Origin of the sequence: Trichococcus sp. K1Tr (assembly GCF_028309625.1) — a bacterium.
In the GTDB taxonomy this organism is placed as follows: domain Bacteria; phylum Bacillota; class Bacilli; order Lactobacillales; family Aerococcaceae; genus Trichococcus.
Genome location: NZ_JAQMHR010000001.1, coordinates 514149 through 537585, shown reverse-complemented (window position 1 = coordinate 537585; position 23437 = coordinate 514149). Strand labels below are relative to the sequence as shown.

21 protein-coding genes are annotated in these 23437 nt (G+C 45.8%); 20 read left to right on the top strand and 1 reads right to left on the bottom strand.

Features of this window, described 5'->3' with window-relative positions:
• Nucleotides 1-50: 50 nt before the first annotated feature.
• Entirely contained in the window at nucleotides 51-611 is a 561-nt protein-coding gene (gene def, locus PH235_RS02450; RefSeq protein WP_086628231.1) for a peptide deformylase, read from the bottom strand.
• Between the two features lie 219 nt (nucleotides 612-830).
• Between def and gdhA the strand changes: the two genes are divergently transcribed.
• The 20 genes from gdhA to PH235_RS02350 all read left to right on the top strand — a co-directional run bounded on the left by gdhA (nucleotide 831) and on the right by PH235_RS02350 (nucleotide 23437).
• Nucleotides 831-2177 (top strand): NADP-specific glutamate dehydrogenase, encoded by a 1347-nt coding sequence (gene gdhA, locus PH235_RS02445; protein ID WP_272160865.1) that lies wholly within the window; start codon nucleotides 831-833, stop codon nucleotides 2175-2177.
• 614 nt (nucleotides 2178-2791) lie between these two features.
• Nucleotides 2792-3901 carry a pyruvate dehydrogenase (acetyl-transferring) E1 component subunit alpha gene (gene pdhA, locus PH235_RS02440; RefSeq protein WP_106448754.1) on the top strand — a complete coding sequence of 370 codons (1110 nt, stop codon included), beginning with the start codon at nucleotides 2792-2794 and terminating at the stop codon, nucleotides 3899-3901.
• A 2-nt stretch (nucleotides 3902-3903) separates the two neighbouring features.
• Nucleotides 3904-4881 (top strand): alpha-ketoacid dehydrogenase subunit beta, encoded by a 978-nt coding sequence (locus PH235_RS02435; RefSeq protein ID WP_272160863.1) that lies wholly within the window; start codon nucleotides 3904-3906, stop codon nucleotides 4879-4881.
• A 106-nt stretch (nucleotides 4882-4987) separates the two neighbouring features.
• Entirely contained in the window at nucleotides 4988-6646 is a 1659-nt protein-coding gene (locus PH235_RS02430; RefSeq protein WP_272160862.1) for a 2-oxo acid dehydrogenase subunit E2, read from the top strand.
• Nucleotides 6647-6655: 9 nt separating this feature from the next.
• Nucleotides 6656-8062, top strand: a complete 1407-nt coding sequence (lpdA, locus tag PH235_RS02425; protein ID WP_272160861.1) for a dihydrolipoyl dehydrogenase — start codon at nucleotides 6656-6658, stop codon at nucleotides 8060-8062.
• 102 nt (nucleotides 8063-8164) lie between these two features.
• Nucleotides 8165-8443 carry a UPF0223 family protein gene (locus tag PH235_RS02420; RefSeq protein ID WP_272160859.1) on the top strand — a complete coding sequence of 93 codons (279 nt, stop codon included), beginning with the start codon at nucleotides 8165-8167 and terminating at the stop codon, nucleotides 8441-8443.
• 48 nt (nucleotides 8444-8491) lie between these two features.
• Nucleotides 8492-9265: an inositol monophosphatase family protein gene (locus PH235_RS02415; RefSeq protein WP_272160858.1), complete on the top strand. Its 774-nt coding sequence runs from the start codon at nucleotides 8492-8494 to the stop codon at nucleotides 9263-9265.
• A gap of 468 nt (nucleotides 9266-9733) precedes the next feature.
• Nucleotides 9734-12445, top strand: coding sequence for an aconitate hydratase AcnA (gene acnA, locus PH235_RS02410; RefSeq protein WP_272160857.1), 2712 nt, complete (start codon nucleotides 9734-9736; stop codon nucleotides 12443-12445).
• A gap of 52 nt (nucleotides 12446-12497) precedes the next feature.
• A complete protein-coding gene (locus PH235_RS02405; RefSeq protein WP_272160856.1) occupies nucleotides 12498-13646 on the top strand; it encodes a citrate synthase in 1149 nt (382 codons plus the stop codon).
• Nucleotides 13643-14917, top strand: a complete 1275-nt coding sequence (gene icd / locus PH235_RS02400) for an NADP-dependent isocitrate dehydrogenase (protein WP_272160855.1) — start codon at nucleotides 13643-13645, stop codon at nucleotides 14915-14917. The genes PH235_RS02405 and icd overlap by 4 nt, the downstream gene beginning before the upstream one ends.
• 370 nt (nucleotides 14918-15287) lie before the next feature.
• Nucleotides 15288-17126, top strand: coding sequence for a translational GTPase TypA (gene typA, locus PH235_RS02395; RefSeq protein WP_106448745.1), 1839 nt, complete (start codon nucleotides 15288-15290; stop codon nucleotides 17124-17126).
• A 217-nt stretch (nucleotides 17127-17343) separates the two neighbouring features.
• Nucleotides 17344-17643, top strand: a complete 300-nt coding sequence (locus PH235_RS02390; RefSeq protein WP_086628219.1) for a YlaN family protein — start codon at nucleotides 17344-17346, stop codon at nucleotides 17641-17643.
• An 8-nt stretch (nucleotides 17644-17651) separates the two neighbouring features.
• A complete protein-coding gene (gene ftsW, locus PH235_RS02385; protein ID WP_272160852.1) occupies nucleotides 17652-18821 on the top strand; it encodes a putative lipid II flippase FtsW in 1170 nt (389 codons plus the stop codon).
• Between the two features lie 184 nt (nucleotides 18822-19005).
• A complete protein-coding gene (locus tag PH235_RS02380) occupies nucleotides 19006-20049 on the top strand; it encodes a CAP-associated domain-containing protein (protein WP_272160850.1) in 1044 nt (347 codons plus the stop codon).
• A gap of 76 nt (nucleotides 20050-20125) precedes the next feature.
• Nucleotides 20126-20569, top strand: coding sequence for a YlbF family regulator (locus PH235_RS02375; RefSeq protein WP_272160849.1), 444 nt, complete (start codon nucleotides 20126-20128; stop codon nucleotides 20567-20569).
• A 4-nt stretch (nucleotides 20570-20573) separates the two neighbouring features.
• Entirely contained in the window at nucleotides 20574-20894 is a 321-nt protein-coding gene (locus tag PH235_RS02370; protein ID WP_107995846.1) for a YlbG family protein, read from the top strand.
• A gap of 44 nt (nucleotides 20895-20938) precedes the next feature.
• On the top strand, nucleotides 20939-21505 hold the full coding sequence (gene rsmD, locus PH235_RS02365; RefSeq protein WP_272160847.1) for a 16S rRNA (guanine(966)-N(2))-methyltransferase RsmD: 567 nt from the start codon (nucleotides 20939-20941) through the stop codon (nucleotides 21503-21505).
• A 4-nt stretch (nucleotides 21506-21509) separates the two neighbouring features.
• The gene (gene coaD, locus PH235_RS02360; RefSeq protein WP_272160846.1) at nucleotides 21510-22025 is read left to right on the top strand and encodes a pantetheine-phosphate adenylyltransferase; all 516 of its coding nucleotides are present in this window, start codon (nucleotides 21510-21512) and stop codon (nucleotides 22023-22025) included.
• A gap of 149 nt (nucleotides 22026-22174) precedes the next feature.
• Nucleotides 22175-22867, top strand: a complete 693-nt coding sequence (locus PH235_RS02355) for a helix-hairpin-helix domain-containing protein (RefSeq protein WP_272160845.1) — start codon at nucleotides 22175-22177, stop codon at nucleotides 22865-22867.
• Between the two features lie 60 nt (nucleotides 22868-22927).
• Nucleotides 22928-23437, top strand: coding sequence for a ComE operon protein 2 (locus tag PH235_RS02350; protein WP_106448737.1), 510 nt, complete (start codon nucleotides 22928-22930; stop codon nucleotides 23435-23437).

The following is a 23437-nucleotide window of genomic DNA, read 5'->3' as shown; positions in this document are numbered from 1 at the left end:
AAGAAGAACGGTTCTGCAGCAGCTGCAGTTCCGTTCTTCTTTTTCATTTCCTATTCGATGATGATGACGTCGTCGGCAACTGCAAAGGGTGCTTGTTCATTGATGTGGTCGTAGAACATGACTCCGTTGAGGTGGTCGATTTCGTGCTGGACCACAATGGCTGTATAGCCTTTGTAGCGGGCTTTGTGTGTCACTCCTTCGGCATCCTGGTAAGCTACCGTAATGCGGCTGTGCCTGACGACAAACCCCGGTACTTCGCGGTCCACTGAAAGGCAACCTTCGCCACCTTTAAGGCAGGCGCTTTCGATGGAATGGCTGACGATTTTAGGGTTGAACATCACTTTAGCCAATTCCGGAGGATCATCTTCATACTCCCCTGGTATCAGTAGCGCAACGATGCGCTTGGATACGTCGATTTGCGGAGCTGCCAAACCGACACCTGCGCGCAAATTGAGTTGCTCGGCGATTTCTTCGTCCTGACTGTTCGAAAGGAACTCCATCATTTCTGCGGCGATTTTCCGATCCTCCGCGGATAAAGGGAAAGTGACCAAGTCAGCCGACCTCCGCAATGTAGGATGACCTTCCCGGATGATGTTATCCATAGTGATCATGCATGCATTCCTCCTTTTGCTGGTTTTTATATTGAAATGATTGGGCTAGCAAACTACAAAACACTTCTCGTTACATAGTACACGTTTCGAAAAAAAAAAGCTAGACTCATCTTTTCCTTGTAATAAAGAAGAGGTTTGTGTAAAATAAGAAAATGAAAAAATGATTACACGACGGTGTGAGGTTTTTTTAATTTTATAGCGAAAGAAGAGATGATTTTTATGACAATTGCTAAAGATTATATCGAAAAAGTCTATAAGAAGGTCGAAGATAGAGGCCCGCATCAAAAAGAATTTTTACAAGCGGTAAGGGAGTTGTTCGACACGATCGAACCAGCTTTGGAAAAGAATCCGCATTACATAAAATGGAACATCCTTGAAAGAATGGTAGAACCTGAACGCATCGTTTCCTTCCGTGTTCCTTGGATGGATGACAAAGGGGACGTTCAAGTCAGCAAAGGTTTCCGCGTCCAATTCAATTCGGCGATCGGACCATACAAAGGCGGTTTGCGTTTCCACCCGACCGTCAACGAAAGCATCCTGAAGTTTTTAGGTTTCGAACAAGTCTTTAAAAACAGCCTGACCGGATTACCTATCGGCGGCGGTAAAGGCGGATCAGATTTTGATCCTAAAGGCAAAACAGACGCAGAAGTGATGCGATTCTGCCAATCATTCATGACTGAACTGCAAAGACACATCGGCCCTACTTTGGACGTCCCTGCTGGCGATATCGGTGTCGGCGGACGCGAAATCGGCTACATGTATGGCCAATACAAACGCTTGAACGGCGCTGAGACAGGTGTTCTGACCGGGAAACCGGTCGTCATGAACGGAAGTTTGGCTCGTACAGAAGCGACAGGATACGGCCTGGTCTACTACACACAAGAAATGCTGAAAGCGAACGGGAAATCGTTTGCCGGCCAAAAAGTGGTAGTATCCGGAAGCGGAAATGTTGCCATCTATGCCATCCAAAAAGTTCATGAATTTGGTGGCACGGTTGTGGCTTGTTCCGATTCAAATGGATTTATCTACGATGAATCAGGCATCGATGTCGCATTGCTTCAGGACATCAAAGAAGTCCGTCGCGAAAGATTGACAGCCTACGCTGCTGAAAAAGCGACTGCGGTATATAAAGATGGCAGTGTATGGGACTTCGATCTGAACTATGATATTGCCTTGCCAAGCGCAACGCAAAATGAAATCGACAAAGAACAAGCTGAAAGATTAGTCAAAGCTGGCGTATACTGTGTCAGCGAAGGCGCGAACATGCCGAGCACTTTGGAAGCTGTGGAAATCTATGCAGACAATAACATTTTTTATGGGCCGGCTAAAGCAGCCAATGCAGGCGGAGTAGCGACTTCCGCGCTGGAAATGGCTCAGAACAGTGCCCATAGTCATTGGACATTCGAAGAAGTCGACGGCAAGCTGCAGGAGATTATGACAAACATCTTTAAGACAGCTGAAAAAACAGCTGAAGAATACGGCATACCGGGCAACTATTTGGCAGGTGCCAACATCGCAGCGTTTGTGCAAGTTGCCGATGCTATGATTTATCAAGGTTTAGTTTAAAATAAGTTTCAGCATAAATTTTTAGAAAAAAGGTTATTTCTTAATTGAAATAACCTTTTTTCTTTGTTTTTGAGGGGAATGCACAGGCGTTTTAATCCTATTTTCATAGTGGCGAGATTGTGATTTCGTGAATGAATGGAATGGCGGGCCATAAACCGCAAAAAAATAGCAAACTGGTTATGAAAAACTGCTGAAAATGGTTATCCAAAAAGGGGTAGCTATAATAAAATGGCTGTTATACTTATGGAAGCCTATTCCATCAATGATTCATAATTTTAATGGAAACAGTTTTCTTGTATCTTTGATACAGATTCCTTGTGTCTGATTGCGACAATCTGTAAATATACGTAATAATAATGAATCAATAAAAAAACAGAGAGGCAAAATTAACGCTCGTTAAATAATGAACAAAACGCAGATGTTAAACGCTTACAAATAAGCAGTACTCGATATTCTGTGCACAAAAATCGAAAACTTTCCTTTTGCCTTGCATATATCTCGGATGCGTGGTAAATTATTCATGTAACAACTGTGAATTGATACAGTTGAAATCATCTGTATAAACCTCATCGACAGAGATGAAATATCAAGGGAATAGAGAGGAAAGTGTTAGCATGGCTACAAAACAAACAAAAATCGACATTGACGCATTATTAAGCAGCACGAACACAGATTTTCGCATGGTCCAAATCATGGACGAAGAAGGGAATATTGTGAACCCTGACCTTATGCCAGATCTTTCTGATGAACAATTGGTTCAATTCATGACAGATATGGTATGGTCCAGAATTTTACATGAACGTTCAACTGCGTTGAATCGTCAAGGTAGATTAGGTTTCTATGCGCCGACAGCCGGTCAGGAAGCGAGCCAATTAGGAAGTATCGCAGCAATCGACAAGGAAGATGTCTTGTTGCCTGGTTACCGTGATGTTCCTCAATTGGTCAAACATGGTTTGCCGTTGACGCAAGCTTTCCTTTGGTCAAGAGGCCATGTGGATGGCAATAAATACGCTGACGACATCAAAGCTTTGCCACCGCAAATCATCATCGGTGCACAATACGTGCAAGCTGCCGGAGTCGCATTGGGCTTGAAGAAGCGCAATAAGAAAAATGTTGCCATCACTTACACTGGTGACGGCGGAAGCTCGCAAGGGGATTTCTATGAAGGAATCAACTTTGCCGGATCCTACAAAGCACCTGCCATCTTCTTCATCCAAAACAACGGATGGGCGATTTCAACACCTCGCCACGTGCAGACAGCTGCTCAAACGTTGGCACAGAAAGCTATGGCTGCCGGAATCCCTGGTATCCAAGTCGATGGAATGGACATCTTGGCTGTATATGCCATAACCAAAAAAGCAAGAGAATATGCTGTTGCCGGAAATGGCCCTGTATTGATCGAAACAATCTGCTACCGCTTTGGTCCGCACACTTTGTCAGGTGATGATCCAACACGTTACCGTGACACTGCTGAATTGGAAGGCTGGCAAGCAAAAGACCCATTGATCCGCATGCGCAAATTTTTGACGGCAAAGGGCTTGTGGTCTGAAGAAAAAGAAAATGAAGTCATCGAATCAGTCAAAGAAGAAATCAAAGATGCCATCAAGGAAGCTGACCAAGCTCCTAAACAAAAAGTATCTGACTTCTTGAAGAGCATGTTCGAAGAACCTAATCAAACTATGGCAGAACAAATCGCGTACTACGAAGCAAAGGAGACTAAATAATCATGGCACAATTAACTATGATCCAAGCCATCACTGATGCGCTTGCAATTGAACTTGCAAACGATCCAAACGTTTTGATCTTCGGAGAAGACGTTGGTAAAAACGGCGGTGTATTCCGTGCGACACAAGGACTTCAAGAGAAATTCGGCGAAGACCGCGTGTTTGATACTCCTTTAGCTGAATCCGGTATAGGTGGTTTGGCATTCGGTTTGGCTTTGGAAGGTTTCCGCCCCGTTGCGGAAATCCAATTCTTCGGTTTTGTATTTGAAGTAATGGATACAGTTGTAGCGCAAGCTGCACGTACACGTTACCGCATGGCAGGCACGCGTAATCTGCCTATCGTTTTCCGCTCTCCTTTCGGTGGCGGTGTGCATACACCTGAATTGCACTCGGATAACTTGGAAGGCTTGATGGCTCAATCACCAGGTTTGAAAGTGGTTATCCCTTCGAACCCATACGATGCAAAAGGTTTGTTGATTTCAGCTATCCGCGATAACGATCCCGTTGTCTTCTTGGAGCATATGAAATTGTACCGTTCATTCCGTGATGAAGTTCCTGAAGAAGCGTACACTGTTCCTATCGGCAAAGCTGCCATCACAAAAGAAGGAACTGACGTGTCTGTCATCACTTACGGCGCAATGGTCCGCGAAGCTATCAAAGCTGCAGAAACACTTGAAAAAGAAGGCATTTCGGTTGAAGTAATCGATTTACGCACTGTTGCTCCACTTGATGTCGAAACGATCATTGCCTCTGTGCAAAAAACAGGCCGTGTCGTAGTAGTCCAAGAAGCACAGCGTCAAGCTGGTGTGGGCGCAATGGTCATGTCCGAAATTTCTGAACGTGCAGTGTTATCGTTAGAAGCTCCTATCGGACGTGTTGCTGCTCCGGATACTGTCTTCCCGTTCGGTCAAGCAGAAAACATTTGGTTACCGAATGCTACTGATATCGAGAATAAAGTAAGAGAAACTTATCATTTCTAAGAGCTGAAAGCTTGAACAAATACAATTCCATATCCCAGAGAATTGTATTTGTTCGCTTTTGTGCGTCGGAAATCCAAAAATAGACAAATGAAGGGAAGTTAAGAAAATGTCTTTTAAATTCAAGTTGCCTGCTTTAGGCGAAGGTATCATGGAAGGTGAAATCGTTTCTTGGTCAATCAAAGAAGGCGACACCATCAATGAAGATGACACATTATTAGAAGTACAAAATGATAAATCAGTCGAAGAAATCCCATCCCCAGTAACCGGGAAAGTCTTGAAGATCGTTGCGCCAGTAGGTACGGTTGCAGTCATCGGAGATGTATTGGTGGAAATCGACGCTCCAGGTCATGAAGATGAAGGTTCTGAAGCTCCTGCACCAGCAACAGCTTCAGCGGCATCAACTCCAGCAGCACCTGCAGCTTCAACAGGAGGACTGTTCCAATTCAAACTGCCTGCTCTAGGCGAGGGTATCATGGAAGGTGAAATCGTTTCTTGGCCCATCAAAGAAGGCGATATGATCAATGAAGATGATACATTGGTTGAAGTGCAGAACGACAAATCTGTTGAAGAGATTCCATCTCCTGTTACAGGTAGAGTAGTCCGCATCGTAGCGCCAGTAGGCACAGTTGCAGTCATCGGAGATGTATTGGTGGAAATCGATGCACCAGGCCAAAATGGCCCGGCTGCAGCAGCACCAAAAGCAGCAGCACCAAAAGCAGCAGCTTCAACTGCAGCAGCTTCAACTTCACCAGCATCATCAGGCGTGGTTGCAGCAGCAGATCCTAACAAGCAAGTTTTGGCTATGCCATCCGTGCGTCAATACGCACGCGAAAAAGGCATCGACATCACTGCAGTTGCACCGACAGGAAAAGGCGGTCGTGTACTGAAAGAAGATATCGATAACTTCAGCGGAGTAGCTCCAGTGGCAGCAAAAGCTGTGACTCCAGCAGTGCAAGCTCAAGCTTCGGCACAAGCGGCAGTCCAAGCGGCTCCAGTAGCGGCAGCTGACCAAGCAACACAAGTTGCAGCGCCAGCTCAACCATTCACATCCACCATGGGCGAAGCGGAAACACGTCAAAAAATGTCTCCGATGAGAAAAGCGATTGCGAAAGCAATGGTCAACAGCAAGCATACGGCTCCTCACGTAACTTTGTTTGATGAAGTTGAAGTGTCCAAATTATGGGATCACCGCAAGAAATTCAAAGATGTTGCTGCAGCACAAGGAACAAAACTTACTTTCTTGCCTTATGTCGTTAAGGCTTTGGCAGCGACTGTACGCGACTTCCCTATCCTGAACGCTTCAATCGACGACGCTGCTCAAGAAATCGTATTGAAGAACTACATCAACATCGGTATCGCTACAGATACAGACAACGGTCTATACGTACCGAACGTTAAAGATGCAAATACAAAAGGCATGTTCAAAATTGCCGATGAAATCAACAACATGGCAGCTCAAGCCCAAGACGGCAAACTGGCAGCTGCGGATATGAGAAACGGTTCTGTAACTATCAGCAATATCGGTTCTGTTGGCGGCGGATTCTTCACGCCAGTCATCAACTACCCTGAAGTGGCCATCCTCGGTGTTGGGACGATCGCGCAACAAGCTATCGTCAATGCAGAAGGCGAATTGGCAGTCGGTCGCGTTATGAAACTTTCATTGAGTTTCGACCACCGTATCGTTGACGGCGCAACTGCTCAAAAAGCAATGAACAACATTAAGAGATTATTGGCTGATCCAGAATTATTATTGATGGAAGGGTGAGAATAGACAATGGTAGTAGGCGATTTCGCAGTTGAATTAGATACAGTTGTTGTTGGAGCGGGACCTGGTGGCTATGTAGCTGCCATCCGCGCTGCACAATTAGGACAAAAAGTAGCAATCATCGAAAGAGAATGGATCGGGGGCGTTTGTTTGAACGTCGGTTGTATCCCTTCAAAAGCATTGATTTCTGCTGGACATCATTATCAAGAAGCTTTGGATTCCTCGGTTTTCGGTATCACAACTGAAAATGTGAAACTGGACTTCTCGAAAACACAAGAATGGAAAGACAACAAAGTAGTTAAAACATTGACGTCTGGTGTTGAGTACTTGTTGAAGAAAAACAAAGTTGAAATCATCCGTGGGAATGCATTCTTCAATGACGGAGAAACATTGCGTGTCTTCACTGAAGATGCAGCACAAACGTATACTTTCAAAAATGCGATCATCGCTACTGGTAGCCGTCCGATCGAAATCAAAGGTTTCAAATTTGGCGGACGCGTCATCGATTCCACTGGCGGATTGAATTTAACTGAAGTTCCTAAGAAATTAGTCATCGTCGGCGGCGGTGTCATCGGTACTGAACTGGGCGGAGCATACGCTAACCTAGGCTCTGAAGTGACTATTCTTGAAGGATCTCCACAAATTTTACCGACATTCGAAAAAGATATGGTTAAATTCGTTGAAAAATCATTCCAAGAAAAAGGTGTTACAGTCGTCACGAAAGCAATGGCTAAAGAAGCCATCGACAACGGAGACAGCGTAACCATCAAATATGAAGCAAACGGTAAAGAAGAAGTCATCGAAGCTGACTACGTAATGGTTACTGTCGGTCGCCGTCCAAATACGGATGACTTGGGTCTTGAAGTAGTCGGAGTTGAAATGACTGACCGTGGTTTGGTTAAGGTCGATAATCAAGGCCGCACAAATGTAAAACACATTTTTGCGATCGGCGATATCGTTCCTGGCGCTGCCTTGGCTCATAAAGCCAGCTATGAAGCTAAAATTGCTGCTGAAGCTATTGCAGGACATCCTTCTGCAGTTGATTACCGCGCTATGCCAGGGGTTGCCTTTACGGATCCTGAATTAGCTACCATCGGCTTCACTGCTGCCGAAGCAAAAGACAAAGGTCTGGATGTAAAAGCATCCAAATTCCCGTTGTCAGGGAACGGACGCGCATTATCATTGAACCAGACAGAAGGTTTTGTCCGTTTGGTTACGACAAAAGAAGATAACGTTCTTGTCGGCGCGCAAGTTGCCGGTGTGAACGCCAGCGAAGTCATCGCTGAGCTTGGATTGGCGATTGAGGCTGGAATGAACGCAGAAGATATCGCGTTGACGATCCACGGTCATCCATCATTATCCGAAACAATCATGGACGCTGCCGAATTGGCTTTGGGCATGCCGATCCACATCTAATTCCAAAATAGTAACAGGTCGAGAGAATCCGGGTCCGGATTCTCTTTATTTTTTTTGTCATGTATAATATAGTAGAAACAGGAATCAGATGGAGGGAATAAGATGCAACATTATGACTATCCGTTCGAAGTAGAATGGACCAAAGAGGAAATCGTTAAAGTTATCTCTTTATGGAATGCTGTCGAGCGTGCTTATGAAAGTGGAATCAGCAAAGAAGACTTTATGCAGGCTTACCGTGAATTTAAGACGGTGCTGCCTTCAGTCGGTCAGGAAAAGAAATACGGCAATCAGTTCGAGAAAGAATCGGGTTATTCTTTGTACAAAGTGCTGCAGGAAATAAAGAAAAGCGAAAAGAACAAGATCTTCCTAGGGGAGCGTTGAATGACTGGATAAGTCGCAGATAGAGGAGCGGCAGAAAGGGGGCGCCGGATGGATCAGATCGATAGAAGACATAGCCTGATCAAGTCTTGGTTGCATGAAGCTGCAGACTTGCTGCGGGAATCGTTCAATAAGGAGCTTGAAATTAAAGAAAAAACATCGCGAACGGATCTGGTTACTAACATGGATCGGGAAATTGAGGTGTTCCTGTATGAAAAAATCACTGCACACTTTCCAGATGAGCGTATTTTGGGAGAAGAAAGCGTAGGGCATGATATACAGGATCTGGATGGAATTGTCTGGATCATCGATCCGATTGATGGCACCCTCAATTTCATCAAGCAGAGAGCAAATTTTGCCATCATGATCGGTATCTATGAGGATGGTGTCGGTCATTTGGGCTATATTTATGATGTCGTCCGGGACGAGCTCTATTTTGCTATCCGGGATAATGGGGCGTATTGCAATGATCGGAGGCTGCCTATGGTAGAGGAGCTGCCTCTATCTGAGGGATTGGTCGCAATCAGTAACCGATTGGTGGTCTCGGATGCGGATGAAGCGCGCAGAATCGCAAAAAACAGCAGTGGCTTGCGCGTTAACGGCTCCGCCGGGCTGGAAACGGCTTGGGTTGCTTCCGGCAAATTGGTAGCTTATATCGCTCCTTCCTTGGCCCCATGGGACATCGCTGCCGGGTTGGTCATCGCTGAAGAGGTGGGCTTGGTCTATAGACAAGTTACGGGAGAAAAAATAAATCTGCTGCAGAACAATGCGGTGATTATCGCCAACAGATGTGCTTTCCAAGAAATCCGGAACGAATGGCAATGAGTGTTGGAACCTCATTAAGATTAAAATAAAGTGGACAAGATACAGAATGATGTATTTTGTTCACTTTTTTTTGGTTAACGAAAGATGTCAGAATTCATGACATGAAAAGGTATGATTTAAACGATTTTATTTACTTATGTTGAAAAAAGGAATTACCTTTCTCAGAAAGAGAATTGGATTAAAAATAGAAAATGTGAAAAAAATTCAAAAAATGATAAATAAATGAGTATGTAAGAGCCTTTTTAATGGTGGTTCATGAGGGAGTATCTCATTTTAGGAACGATCGGAAGCATCCTTCTCATTTTTTCTAATGAAAAACCTGACAAACTCATGTAAGGTTTTCCCGATCATTTTCGCGTCCTTGCGGTATTTTTTTTATTTAAAACATTTACATTTGATTAAATTATGGTTATAATTTTCGTATTAAGTGAGTTGAATGTGAATCAGATGATAAATGGGGGTTATACAATGTCAGATTTTAATCAAAATGCCATAGCTTCTTTTAGTTTAAATGGTCATCAGTATGAATACTATAAATTAAAAAAATTAGAAAACAATGAAAAAATAAAAATCGCTAAACTGCCTTACTCGATCCGAGTGCTGCTTGAGTCATTGTTACGTCAAGTGGGAGAAAGCGGCATCAAGGAAGAACATGTTGTCACTTTATCTAACTGGAGTGCAACTGAAACGAACGAGGGCGAAATACCCTTCAAACCTTCCCGCGTTATCCTACAGGACTTCACAGGAGTGCCGGCAGTCGTTGATTTGGCTTCCTTGAGAAAAACAGTCCATGATTTAGGCGGAGATCCAGCTATCATCAATCCGGAAGTGCCTGTCGATCTGGTCATCGATCACTCCGTACAAGTGGATAACTTCGGATCCCCGCAAGCCTTGATCGCGAACATGAAGATGGAATTCTTACGCAATCAGGAACGATATCAATTCTTGAGCTGGGCGCAAAAAGCATTCGACAACTATCGCGCTGTACCGCCTGCTACTGGTATCGTACACCAAGTCAATATTGAATACTTGGCATCAGTCGTCACAGAAAAAGCAATCGATGAAAACAGAAGCTTAGTTTTCCCTGACACTTTGGTGGGGACAGATTCGCATACGACGATGGCAAATGCGCTTGGCGTCTTGGGCTGGGGAGTAGGCGGAATCGAAGCGGAAGCCAGCATGCTTGGTGAGCCTTCCTTCTTCCCTGTTCCTGAAGTCGTAGGTGTACGCTTCATCAATTCATTGCAGGAAGCAGCTACCGCAACCGACTTGGCATTGAAAGTCACCCAGAAATTGCGTGAAATGAAAGTAGTCGGAAAATTTGTCGAATTCTTCGGTCCTGGATTATCGTCCATGACATTAGCGGATCGTGCGACCATCGCCAACATGGCGCCTGAATATGGTGCGACCTGCGGCTTCTTCCCGGTTGACGATGAAGTGCTTAACTACTTGACGTTGACAGGCAGAGATGAAAAACATGTTTCTATAGTAGAAGAATACGTTAAGGCAAACGATCTTTACTACCGTGTTGAAGATCCGGAACCAGAATATACCACAGTCGTTGAAATCGACTTGAGCACAATCGAGGCTAATGTTGCAGGACCGAAACGCCCGCAAGACTTGGTGCCGGTATCGAAATTGAAAGAAGATTTCCAAAGATCCTTGGTTGCGCCGAAAGGCAATGCCGGATTTGGATTATCCGAAGATGAAACAGAAAAAGAAGTTTCGCTGATCCTCGATGGAGAAGAAGTGAAGATGAAAACAGGAGACATTGCGATCGCGGCCATTACAAGCTGCACGAACACATCGAATCCATACGTAATGTTGAGTGCCGGATTATTGGCGAAACGAGCTGTGGAGTTGGGACTGAACGTTCCGAAATACGTCAAGACTTCGTTGGCACCCGGATCAAAAGTAGTCACTGCTTATTTGGATAATGCCGGATTACTGCCTTACCTGGAAGAACTGGGCTTCAATACTGTCGGCTACGGCTGTACGACCTGCATCGGAAATTCAGGACCGCTTTTGCCTGAAGTGGAAGAAGCAATCAAAAACAACGACTTATTGGTTTCAAGCGCATTGAGCGGAAACCGTAACTTTGAAGGACGGATCCACGCATTGGTCAAAGCCAACTACTTGGCATCGCCGCCATTGGTAGTCGCTTATGCGTTGGCAGGTACGATGAACATCGATCTGAAAACCGAGCCGATCGGTAACGGCAAAGACGGTCAACCTGTCTACTTAGCAGATCTGTGGCCGGAAAGGCACGCTGTCGAAGCGATGATCCGTGATTTTGTGACACCTGAGATATTCAAAGAGGAATATCTGCATGTGTTTGATGACAATGCTGAATGGAATGCGATCGAAACGAATGATGACGCTCTGTACCAGTGGGAAGAGGGATCGACTTACATCGCAAATCCGCCATTCTTCGAGAATTTATCACCTGAACCGAAACCAATCGTATCTTTGAATGGGCTATCGGTATTGGGTAAATTCGGTGACTCGGTTACGACCGATCACATTTCCCCTGCAGGAAGCATCGACATCAGCACACCAGCTGGACAATATTTGTCTTCTAAAGGCGTGGGCGTCCGTGATTTCAACTCCTACGGCGCAAGACGCGGAAATCATGAAGTGATGATGCGCGGTACGTTGGCGAATATGCGTATCCGCAATCAACTGGTATCCGGCAAAGACGGCGGCTTCACGATTTACTGGCCTACCGGCGAAGAGATGAGTATCTTTGATGCGTCAGAAAAATACCGTCAAAACGGAACCGGATTAGTGATTTTTGCAGGTGACGATTATGGGATGGGTTCATCCCGCGATTGGGCTGCCAAAGGCGTCAAACTACTTGGGGTCGAAGCAGTCATCGCCAAGAGCTATGAAAGAATCCACCGTTCGAATCTTGTGATGATGGGCGTATTGCCTTTGCAATACCAAACAGGCCAAGATGCAGAAAGTTTGGGACTGGACGGATCGGAAAAAATCACGATCGATTTGAACGATAGTGTCGGCATCCATGCAGAAATTCCGGTGACGGCAGTCAAATCAGATGGCCAAGAAATCAAGTTCACGACCATTGCCCGTTTTGATTCTGAAGTGGATATGACTTACTACCGTAACGGAGGCATCCTGCCGATGGTTATCCGTAAAAAAATGGGGCTTGCTTATTAAGCGCAAGCCATCCAATTTGCTGAAGAGAGGTTTTTGAGAGGAGAGAAAAATCATGGAAGTACATAAAGGATTAGCAGACGTTGTCGTATCAGAAACCTCCCTTAGCGCAATTGTTGAGGGACAATTATCCTACTCAGGATATAATATCGACGAATTAGTGGAAAAAGATGCATCGTTTGAGGAAATCATCTTTTTGTTGTGGAATTCAAGAATGCCTAGCCGGGAAGAATTTGCGCAGTTGAAGCAAGATCTTCACACGCATATGGCCTTATCTGAAAGTGTCATTGCTTGCCTGAAAATACAGTGCCGCCAGAATCTGCACCCGATGAGTGTATTGCGCACGACGGTCTCACTATTGGGCGTATTCGATCCGTATGCGGAAGATATGGACGAACGTTCTGTCTATATTCAAGCAATCTCGATACAAGCAAAAATTCCGACGATTGTAGCCGCATTCGCACGATTACGCAAAGGTTTGGATCCGATCGCGCCTCGCGAAGACCTTTCGTTCGGAGCCAATTTCCTGTATATGTTGACAGGCGAAGAGGCGAATCCGGATTTGGTCAGAGCGTATAATCATTGTTTGGTACTCCATGCCGATCACGATCTTAACGCATCAACCTTCACCGCACGCGTTGCAGCCTCTACGCTGACGGATGTCTATTCGTGTATCACAGGTGCTATCGGAGCCCTGAAAGGCCCCTTGCACGGTGGAGCGAATGAGCGCGTTTTCGATATGCTCTCCGAAATAGCGGAATCAGACACCAGAGATGTTCCAGGCTACTTGAAAGCAAAATTGGACAATAAAGAAAAAATCATGGGATTCGGTCACCGTGTCTACAAAACGGAAGATCCCCGCAAGAAACATTTGAAACGCATGGCTAAGGAATTGACCCAGGAATTCGGAAAAGAAGATTTATATGATCTTTCCTGCGAAGTAGAGGACTATCTATTGAAGGAAAAAGGCTTGATTCCGAATGTGGATTTCTACTCTGCAACTGTTTATCACTGCTTTGGGATAGAGCATGACCTCTTCACGCTGTTGTTTTCGATGAGCCGTGTATCCGGGTGGTTAGGGCACGTATTTGAGCAAAAGCGTGAAGCTACCTTGATCCGTCCGCGTTCTAAATACGTGGGAGCCGTTAACCTGACTTACATCCCTTTGTCCGAAAAAGAAACTATTGGAGGTACTGCACAATGACAGTAGGCGAAAAAATTGTTATGAACGAAACAGGGTTGCATACACCTGATTTTCCGATTATCCCTTTCATCGAAGGGGATGGCATCGGTCCGGAAATTTGGCAAGCATCCAAAAAAGTATTTGAAGCAGCAGTTGAAAAAGCCTACGGTGATTCCCGTAAAATCGTCTGGAAAGAAGTGCTTGCAGGAGGGAAGGCTTTTGATTTGACTGGTTCCTGGTTGCCTGATGAGACCATGGATGTCATCCGTGAGCATTTAGTGGCCATCAAAGGACCACTGACGACACCAATAGGCGGGGGTATCCGTTCCTTGAATGTCGCTTTGCGCCAGACATTGGACCTTTTCGTCTGCCTGCGACCTGTCCGTTATTTTGAAGGCGTGCCGACACCGCTGAAAGAACCTGAAAAAACCGATATGGTCATCTTCCGGGAAAATACCGAAGATTGCTACGCAGGGATCGAGTTCGAAGCGCAAAGCGAAGAGGCAAAACGAATCATCGAGATTCTGCAGACCCAATTCGGCGTGGACAAAATCCGCTTCCCTGAAACATCAGCAATCGGCGTCAAACCGGTTTCGATCGAAGGGTCGGAACGCTTGATCCGCAGCGCCATCCAGTATGCGTTGGCAAATGGACGCACTTCCGTGACGTTGGTCCATAAAGGCAACATCATGAAATTTACGGAGGGTGGCTTCAAGAAGTGGGGATATGCTTTAGCGGAACGCGAATTTGGCGATAAAGTCTTCACTTGGGCCCAATACGATGCCTTAAAAGCTGCAGACGGCAGAGAGGCAGCGGATAAAGCTTATGAAGAAGCTGTTGCCGCAGGCAAGTTGATCATCAAGGACCGGATCGCTGACATCTTCCTGCAGGAAATTTTGATGAACCCTGAGAACTATGACGTCATCGCTACATTGAACCTGAACGGTGACTATATTTCTGATGCGTTGGCTGCTCAAGTGGGCGGAATCGGGATTGCGCCGGGGGCTAACATCAATGAGAACACTGGGCATGCCATTTTCGAAGCAACACACGGAACTGCCCCGGAATATGCCGGTTTGGATGAATTGAATCCTTCTTCAGTGTTATTGTCTGGCGCCATGATGTTCGAGTACATCGGCTGGAATGAAGTCAGTGACTTGATCACCCGTGGCATCGAAAAGACGATTGCCAACAAAACAGTAACACGCGATTTCTATTATCTGATGAAGGACGATGCTGCCCAAAAAGTCAGCTGCTCCGGATTTGCGGAACTGGTCATCAAAAACATGTAGGACCCAATCAAAAAAATCAGAGGCATAATCATTCTGGATTATGTCTCTTTTTGCGGATAAATCCATAAAGAAGGCAGGGCCCTGAATCCGTGCTGGCCAGGGGCAGCTGAGACGGAGTGACAACCGAAAGAATAACTTTTCCAAGAAAGCCGTTACATTGAACTTTTTTCTTTCCAAATGGTTCCGGAGGTGATAGACTGGATAAGTTGATAGTTGTCTTCATGAGTTTTCAGCGGGTTTTCACCTATTCCGCAAACGAAAACTGATGGGAAGTTCAAATTCAGAATTGTGATCGACTATATAATGGCAGTAGCAGTTGGCATATCAAACAGCAGTGAAAAACAAGTAAAATTTTGGAGGAAAACAACAAATGGAATTTAGAAAAGATATTCGTAATGTTGCAATCATCGCCCACGTTGACCATGGTAAAACAACATTAGTAGATGAATTGTTGAAACAATCGGATACATTGAACGCTAGAACTGAGCTTATGGAACGCGCAATGGACTCCAACGATCTTGAAAAAGAACGCGGAATCACGATCTTGGCGAAAAATACAGCCGTACAATACAAAGGTACACGCATCAACATCATGGATACACCAGGCCACGCGGATTTCGGTGGAGAAGTTGAACGTATCATGCGTATGGTTGATGGTGTAGTGCTTGTTGTCGATGCTTACGAAGGTACGATGCCGCAAACGCGTTTCGTATTGAAAAAAGCTTTGGAGCAAAAACTGATTCCTATCGTCGTAGTAAACAAAATCGACAAACCGACTGCCAGACCAGCTGAAGTTGTTGATGAAGTTCTGGAATTATTCATCGAATTGGGCGCTGATGACGAACAATTGGAATTCCCGGTTGTCTATGCTTCTGCAATGCATGGTACTTCAAGCATGTCAGATGATCCAACTGAACAAGAAGATACAATGGATAACGTTTTTGATGCAATCATCGAACACATCCCAGCTCCAATCGACAACTCTGCTGAACCATTGCAATTCCAAGTAGCTTTACTTGACTACAGTGACTTTGTTGGCCGTATCGGTATCGGACGCGTATTCCGTGGCACAATCAAAGTTGGGGACCAAGTATCCTTACTTAAATTGGATGGCACATCCAAGAATTTCCGTGTATCAAAACTGTTCGGCTACTTTGGTTTGGACCGTATCGAAATCGAAGAAGCAAAAGCGGGCGATTTGATTGCCATTTCCGGTATGGAAGATATCTTTGTTGGTGAAACAGTGACTCCTGTTGATCATCGTGAAGCTTTGCCGGTTCTGCATATCGACGAGCCTACATTGCAAATGACTTTCCTTACAAACAACTCTCCTTTCGCAGGCCGTGAAGGTAAATGGGTCACTTCCCGTAAAATCGAAGAGCGTTTGATGAAACAATTGCACACAGACGTATCTTTGCGTGTTGATCCTACCGACTCTCCTGATGCTTGGATCGTTTCCGGACGTGGCGAGTTACACTTGTCCATCCTGATCGAAAACATGCGTCGTGAAGGTTACGAATTGCAAGTATCCCGTCCAGAAGTTATCATCAGAGAAGTTGATGGCGTAAGATGCGAGCCGTTTGAACGTGTTCAGATCGACACCCCTGAAGAATATATGGGTTCCGTAATTGAAACGATCAGCCAACGCAAAGCTGAAATGCAAGATATGCAAAACAGCGGCAATGGCCAAGTCCGTATCATCTTCCTTGTTCCATCACGTGGACTGATCGGTTACTCTACTGAATTCTTATCCATTACACGCGGTTACGGCATCATGGCTCATACGTTTGAAGCGTACTTGCCAGAGTTGCCAGGCAAAATCGGCGGACGCAGCAAAGGCGCGCTTGTCTCTACTGAAACAGGCAAAACAACAACTTACGGCATCATGGGCGTAGAGGACCGTGGAACGATCTTCATCGAACCTGGTGTGGAAATCTACGAAGGTATGATTGTCGGCGAAAATGCCCGCGACACCGACATCGCTGTTAACATCACAAGAGCGAAACAAATGACGAATATCCGTTCTGCAAATAAAGATTCTACAAACGTGATTAAACGTCCACGCACATTGACGCTGGAAGAATCGCTTGAATTCATGGGAGAAGATGAATATTGCGAAGTGACGCCTGAAAGTGTACGTCTGCGTAAACAAATCTTAGACAAAAATGAGCGCGAAAAATCTGCTAAACGCAAGAAAAAAGCAGAGTAATCCGAAAGCAAGTTCAGGAAAAGGGTCCGTGGCAACCATTGCCTCGGCCCTTTTTCTCTTCATTACTCTGGAATCCGCTGGGGGATGAATGGCGGTAGGCGTCAGCCTGTTTGTTTGGTATAATAGACTGGAAAGACCATACAATTTTTGTATCAACCGCAAGGAATGCGGAGTAATCCAAGATAGAATGAAGTAACTTTTGAGGGGAGGAATTAAAATGGATAGCATCAACAAAACGACTGCTTTGGAAATCTTGATGCAGGATGCTGAAAAGATCTACAAATTAATCAATAGCCAAAAAGAACACCTCTGCTTTGCGAACTGTCCAGCCTTTGAGGATGTGGTGGATACGCAAATGTACGGATTCTCCCGTGAAGTCGAGTATGCCGTTAAATTGGGAATCATCTCGAAAGAAGAGGGACACAAGATATTGAGTGATTTGGAGGCTTCCTTGAATGCCATGTACACGAACTATTTTGATCAATCGAAAAACGATTCCGCCGACAAAGGGGTTTAGTTGTCTACATGATTAAATATGCAATCAAGAAAAAATTCTCCTATATGGATTGGCGTCTTCTGATCCCATACATCATCCTGTCGGGTTTCGGGATACTGATGGTCTACAGTTCCAGCAGTTACCGCGCCATGACGGATTACAATAATTCGGAACACTTCTTCTACAGGCAAATGTTATTCGCCGTCCTGGGTCTGTTCGGTGCGCTGTTCGTTTCATTTCTCTCAAAACGTCTGTTCAAAAATGAAAAGCTGCTGATGTTTGTTTTGTACATTCTTTTCGGCATCTTGGCTTACCTTTTGCTTTGGCCGGGTACGGCAACGAAAGGGGCGCGCGGCTGGATCTACTTTGGAACAATCGGGTTCCAACCTGCGGAGTTCATGAAATTGAACCTGATCCTTTACTTGTCCTGGTTCATTTCCAAACACCAGTCCCTCATCAATGATGTTTTTTACGATACGATGAAGAAACCGCTCCTGATTACGGCGGCAGCAGTGATAATGGTCTTCTTGCAGCCCGATCTCGGCGGGGCTGCCATCATTGCTTTTATCTGCCTCGTGCTGTTCCTTCACAGCGGCATCAAAGTCAAATATGGGGTAATGATTTTTGGGGCAATCGGAGCGATTTATGGTCTGATCATCGTCATGGTGAAAACATTCGGGAGCAGCATCCCTTTCTTCCATTCCTATCAGATGGAACGGATCACATCATTCATCGATCCGTTTGCCGACATACAGGATTCCGGGTACCAAGTGGTGAATTCGTACTACGCTTTAAGCAGGGGCGGCCTTTTCGGTGTAGGCATCGGTGAAAGCATCCAGAAGTCAGGCTATCTGCCGGAACCCCACACCGATTTCATCTTGTCCATCGTCGGGGAAGAGTTGGGCCTGGTGGGTGTAGTATTCGTTTTGGTGCTGTTTTTCTATATGGTCTATCGTATCTTTAAGGATGCGATCAAAATCAAAGATCCGTTTGCCCAACTGGTCTGTATCGGAATCGGCACTATGTTCCTGGTTCAGGGAGTCATCAATGTTGGGGGTGCGACCGGAATGATGCCATTGACCGGAGTCACCTTTCCGTTCGTCAGCTACGGAGGATCCAGTTTGTTGGTATCTGCCGTTTCCGTCGGACTGGTCAACAATATGTACATCAACGATCAGATTTCCAAACAACCAAAATAAGCAGGAAGAAGAGCCGGGAATCCGGCTCTTTTTTTTGAATGGGTACTTCGCTTCCGTAACCTGCGGATGCCTCGGAGCATCAGCTGCCGGAAAGCTTTTCGTATCGAGCAAAAATAGAGTATAATAGGATTTATCGTGGTATTCCATACCATCTTACGTTCAGAAATCACAAGGAGGGATAGGGATGAAATTTTCCATCAAAGTAGCATCACTTTTCATTTTGTTCACTTTCATAGCCTATGCGCTCCCTCTCTATGTGGACAATGGGGAACGAACCACGCCGCCTGCAAGCATCGTGAGGAACGAGCAAGCATCCATTGATGAAAATGAAGGGTATCCTTTGCCGGTTACGGGCTATGAATCTTACATCGGTCAGCCCATTGCCGCCTACACGGCTAGGCACGGGGAGCCGATTCGCGTCGGCAAAGCCTACGGAGATGGTGAGTGGTGGGTATTCGGAACAAATGCTGCGGACTATATCCAAATAGGCGTCAAGGATAATATCATCCGCTCCCTGTATATTTTGGGGAACAAAATCGAAACGGGCATGTACACAATCGGCATGACGCAGGAAAATGTACTCGATGAGGGTTACCTGGCACGGGATTTTCAGCTTACTGTCGGTGATACGCCTTATGAACTGGCATTGTCCAAAAAACAACAAAAATTGACGCCGTTGATTCAGTTCGAGAATGACAGCTTTGTGATTTTGCTGTTTGATGACGTGACAGAAACGGTTTATGGGATGTACTTCCTTTCGAATGAGGCGCTGCTGGATTTGGAATATTATCCTGTCGTCTCAGACGAATCCTATGAAGTCGGACGTGACGACTGGGAGCGAAGCGTAGCTGCGGATGAGGAAAATGTCCTGCAAATCAAAAGCATGTTGGGCGTACTGCGGGAACGCAGAGGTTTGGCGATGTTCCAGGAATCCGAAGAGTTGCTTTCGGCTGCGCTCGAACTTATGCCGAGTGAAGCAGGAGTCAACGATTTTACGGCAGCCTTCACGTTATCTGATCAACGCATCGAGAAAAAATTAGCGGAAGTTGCCCCGGATAAGCGGACGGCCTTTGTTTTTGATGACGAAGGCTACAGTGTTCCTGCGCTCTTCCTGAAGTTGCTGCAAGTGGATAACGTGATTTTTAATGACTATCTGACGCACTACTCCGTCGCGGCCAACGAGCATTACCAATTGATCCTTTTGAGCGAACAGTCTGTAGGTCCATAAAAAACGGTTGAGTCGCCCGTTGTTTCAAGCTATACTACAAAGTAGACATTATCAACATACGAGGCAGGGGAATAAGATGATCATCAATGAAGCGTACTTTGCGTTGGAAGACCAAACATTCCGGCTTGTGGAAGCAATCTGCAGCGGAGAAACTATGTCATCTTATAAGGAAGCAAAGCGTCTTCTGGCAAAAAATGAAGAGGCCAACGCTAAGATAAGGGCATTCAATGAAGCGAAAGAGGCATACGAACGGGTCGAAGCCTACCCTGACTTTGCACCGGATTATGCGGAAATCAAACAACGCGTTTACAAGGCGAAGCGGATCATGGACTTGGATGAATCCGTCTATCGCTTTCGGACAGCGGAACGTGAATTACAACTGCTTTTGGACAAGGTTTCCGAGCGATTGGCGCATGCCATTTCACCGAATATATTGGTTTCTGCAGGGGACCCATTTTTTCAATCAGGGGAATCAAACATGCCTGCAGCTTGTCAGATACATATTTCCAGTAGGGGGTAAACATATGAGTTTAGAAGTCACCAAAAGGCAGGGCATCGTCGTCTGGGTCTATACCTTGAGACAGATCAAAAATTTGAAAAGATACGGCTATATCCATTATGTTTCCAACAGAATGAAGTATGTCTTATTGTACGTCGACCAAGAAGAGGCACAGGCTACAGCAGAGAAATTGAACAGTCTGCATTTTGTCAGGAAAGTCGAATTGTCGCATCGTCCTGAAATCGACATGACCCTGAAGAATGCTCTTCCTGACAGGAAAGATCGCAGTAATCCTGAAGCGGAATACAACGTGTCCGCTTTTGAAACGAAGACTTATTCTTTTTAGAATGCATATCGAAATAAAAAATATTTGTTTGTAGGTGAGGACAGATGCGAGTTATCGCAGGAGAATACAAAGGGCGCAGATTGAAAAGCGTTCCTGGCAGCAATACACGCCCAACAACGGACAAAGTCAAAGAGTCCTTGTTCAATATCATCGGTCCGTTCTTTGATGGCGGAATCAGCCTGGATATGTTTGCAGGCAGCGGCGGCTTGTCGATTGAAGCAGTTTCCCGCGGGATCGACAGAGCGGTGTTGTTCGAAAAGAACCGAAAAGCGCTTGATACGATCAAGGAAAACATCGCTGTCACAAAGGAAGCGGAGAAATTCACTGTTTATGCAGGGGATGCGCGGAAAAATCTGCGTGTCTTCGCCTCGGAAAACCCGAACACGCAATTTTCTTTGGTCTTTCTTGATCCGCCGTATGCTGAAGAAAAGACAGTGGCTGACATCACTGAAATGATCGCTTTGCAGTTAGTCAACGAAGAAACCGTATTTGTCTGTGAAATGGCAAAGGAGAACACGTTGCCTGAACAGATCGGCCCGTACGGGAAATGGAAGCGTGCCGTTTATGGGACCATCGCTATCGAAATGTTCGACTACAATCAGGAAGGTTGATTCCATGAAAAAAACAGCGCTATTTGCGGGGAGTTTCGACCCTTTGACGAACGGGCACATCGATACGCTTTCCCGTGCAGCCATTGTTTTCGACGAAATCGTTGTTGCAGTGTCGACCAACACATCCAAACAATCATTATTTGACGGTGAGCAAAGAATCCAGTTGGTTGCCGAAGCTTTGCGTGACTTTCAACAGGTCCGTGTCATCCGCCATACAGGTGGGCTTACGATCGAAATGGCAAGGGATGTCGGTGCCTGCGCACTTTTGCGCGGGGTCCGAAACGTAAAGGACTTCGAGTATGAACACAGCATTGCCTCGATGAACAAATTGCAGGCCCCGGATCTGGAGACTGTAATCCTGTTGTCTTCGGAAAACTATCGCTACCTCAGTTCCAGCTTGATCAAGGAAGTAGCGATGTTCGGCGGGGATGTATCCACCTTGGTGCCTGCCAACATCAACGCCGCTATCCTTCAGAAATTCCAGGACAGCGCGTTCAAGGGTAAAAAAATATCGGAATGAATCGAGCATTTGCATAAGGTTGGGAGAGGAGCCGCTGGTTCTTTTCCCAACCTTTTTGTTTGGCGACCAGATGGATCATTTTTTCGGACTGCTGAATGTTCCTGCGCCTTTTCGCGTATGTTGTCAATGGATGCGAAAGGAGGGATAGCTTGGATGCTATTCGGGAATGGCTTGCTTGCCATAAACAGGAAGTGATCAGAGTTGCCGTTTTGTTTATGTTTATCGCCGTATGTCTCTTTGGCTTGGGCAGATTGATATATGGCAATACGGCAGAAACCGGCACAGGGGAGCTGCAGTTGGATGAAACCTATCTGGCGGCAAGCTCTGCTGAGTCGAATCAGTCGCCAGAGCAGCCGGAAGAGTCGGAGCCGATCCAGGAAATCATCATCGTCGACATCAAAGGTGCCGTAAAAAATCCGGGTGTATACCGGGCTGAGGCCGATATGCGCGTCATTGACATCATTGATTTGGCGGGTGGCTTGAGTGAAACGGCTGCTGCAGACACAGTGAATCTGTCCCAGCGCGTGACGGATCAGATGGTGATCTATATTCCTGCAATCGGGGAAGAAGCGGAGCGGCCGATTGCAGTGACGGAAAATCCGCTGGTCGAACAAGAGAGTGGAAATGGGGCGGCTGGAACCGAAAAAGTGGACATCAATACGGCAGATGCGGTATTGCTGCAGACATTGAATGGCATTGGTGAAAAAAAGGCTGCGCTCATCATCGCGTACCGAGAGGAGAACGGCTCTTTCCAGACGATCGAGGAAATAATGGAAGTTTCAGGAATCGGTGAAAAAACCTTCGAGGGGTTTGAAAATCTAATCACGGTCGGAGCAAAATAAAATTGAATCAAGGGGGCGGCTCTTGTATACTTAATTTTATATATGGATGGAGGTTACTGCATGGAAAGAATTCCTTGGAATCAATATTTTATGGCACAAAGCGTGCTGCTCTCGCTGAGGAGCACTTGCAAACGCTTGGAGGTCGGTGCCACAATCGTCAGAGACAAACGCATCATAGCCGGAGGATACAACGGAAGTGTTTCCGGCGATGTCCACTGCATCGATGAGGGCTGCTATGTTGTGAATGGGCACTGTGTCCGCACCATCCACGCGGAAATGAATGCAATCCTGCAGTGCGCCAAATTCGGCGCCCAGACCCAGGATGCGGAAATATATGTGACGCATTTTCCTTGCCTGCAATGCACGAAAATGATTTTGCAGGCCGGGATCAAGAAAATCTACTATTTGGAAGACTATCATAATGACTCCTACGCTGTCCATCTTTTGGATGCAATGGACATTCCGTATGAACAAGTCCCCCTCGATCCGGATTATTTTTCTCAATTACTGAAACGAAAAGAACAATCAGATGATGGCTCTGCTGCTTGTTGCGGGCATCATGACGACTGA